This window comes from Agrobacterium sp. MS2, assembly GCF_003261015.1.
GTDB lineage: Bacteria > Pseudomonadota > Alphaproteobacteria > Rhizobiales > Rhizobiaceae > Agrobacterium > Agrobacterium pusense.
In genome coordinates this window covers 4,041-5,851 of sequence record NZ_QLNF01000092.1, presented here as the reverse complement: position 1 = coordinate 5,851, position 1,811 = coordinate 4,041, and the positions used below count along the sequence as shown (strand labels likewise).

The following is a 1,811-nucleotide window of genomic DNA, read 5'->3' as shown; positions in this document are numbered from 1 at the left end:
TCTGAACGGAGAGATTGGCGACCTCGTGGCGGTGACCGCGACGGGTCCCCATAAGCTCCTGCCGTCGGCGAGGCCGTCGTGGTTCTTCGATACCGCTCTCTATGGAACCATCGTGAACGATCTGGCGGTCCACGACATCGATCTCGTCCTGTGGCTGACCGGGGCCTCTTCAGGCCGAATCAGCGGCTGGAAAAGCCCGCGCCATCCCGAGGGGCATCAGTCCTTTTCTCTGGCCGGGCGTGCGCTTCTGACCCTCGATACCGGCCTGCAGGCGGCAATCGACATGGACTGGAGGCAGCCGGAGGCCGCAATCAGGCATGGCGACTACGCAATGCGTCTTGTCGGAACCCGGGGACGCATGGATATTCTGTTCGGCGAGGGCCGCCTTCTGGTGGAAACCGATGAACGTTGCCTTTGGGAGCCGGAACTGCCGTCGCCCATCGGGCCGGCACAGGACGCTCTCGATGCTTTGACGGGGGTAGCGCTTTTGCAGGTATCGACAAAAGAGGCGCTTCTGGCCAGCCGTATCGCGGCGCTGGCCGCTCTCAGCGCAGAAGTCGGGGGACAGGACTATCTCTGGTAAGAATGAACAGAAGTCAAAGGAGCGCGTGAAACCGACGCTGGAGGAGATTGCTCTTAGGGCCAACACCTCCCGCTCGACGGTATCGCGCGCCTTTAGTCGCCCGGACCTGCTCAATCCGAAGACGGTGGAGCAGATCCTCGCGATTGCGGAAGAGATAGGTTATCGACCGAACAATATGGCCCGGGCGCTCTCAACTGGGAGAACAGGCAATATCGGGCTGCTGGTGCCTTATATTGCCAACCCGTTCTTTCCACCGCTCATCAAGGCCATTCAGCAGAATGCGGATGCTCATGACCTCAGCCTGTTCCTGGGCTCGTCGGGAGAAAGCGCTGCACGGGAAAATACGCTTTTCCAGCGTCTGGCCAGCCAGACGGATGGTATCATCGTGGCGTCGACCCGGCTCAGTGAGGCGCAGGTGAGGGCGCATGCCAAAAGGCACCCGATCACGCTGATCAATCGCGACATCGTGGGATTGCCACGCGTATTGATCGACACGCAGGCGGCCGTGACGGATGCCATCGGATTCCTGATCGAGAGCGGCCATCGCGATATCGCCTATCTCTCGGGTCCGAAGGAATCCTGGTCGAATCAGCAGCGCCTCGAGGCGGCGGGAGCAGCGTGCCGGCGTGCCGACATCCGGTTCGAGGTGATCCAGCTATCAGAACCCAGTTTCGAAGGCGGTGAAAAGGCTGCCGAAGAGGCCGTCGCCGCAGAGGTGACCGCGATCCTTGCGTTTGATGACCTGACGGCTCAGGGAGCACACGCCCGACTTTCGGCCATGGGAATCGTCGTTCCCCGGGAGATGAGCCTCATCGGTTGCGACGATGCGCTGCCCGCTATGACCTATCCCGCACTCTCCACGCTCAGCGGGCTTTCCCTGGAGGCGGGGAGGCATGCCCTCAAGTTGCTCCAAGACGCTATTGAGCATAGGGAAAGTGTTCAGGACATGAAGGTTGTTTTGGGTGCACGCTTCGTTCGTCGCGATACCACAGGTTCGGCGCCGGCGAGATCTCGTCGTTAACTTCTCGCTCCGGCTAAATCAGGGCCAAACGGTAGGCCTTAGCAGAGATCGTTTGAGGGCGTCGTCACGTTGTCCGGGGCTTAACGCTTGACCAGTAATTGGACGCGATGAGCGCGCCGACCATCAGCTACAAGAACCACCGCTTCCCACCGCAGATCATCGCCCATGCGGTCTGGCTGTATTTCCGGTTTCCGTTAAGCCTGCGAT

Annotated in this window: 2 protein-coding genes and 1 pseudogene; all 3 read left to right on the top strand. The window is 60.6% G+C overall.

Features of this window, described 5'->3' with window-relative positions; translation table 11 throughout:
• Window positions 1–583, top strand: a 583-nt coding sequence (locus tag DOU54_RS27650; protein WP_502695990.1) for a Gfo/Idh/MocA family protein, incomplete at its 5' end; no start/stop codon positions are given.
• A gap of 25 nt (window positions 584–608) precedes the next feature.
• Window positions 609–1,604, top strand: coding sequence for a LacI family DNA-binding transcriptional regulator (locus tag DOU54_RS26275; protein ID WP_113732126.1), 996 nt, complete (start codon window positions 609–611; stop codon window positions 1,602–1,604).
• Window positions 1,605–1,711: 107 nt separating this feature from the next.
• Window positions 1,712–1,811: pseudogene (locus DOU54_RS28335) on the top strand (IS6 family transposase); the annotation flags it as partial.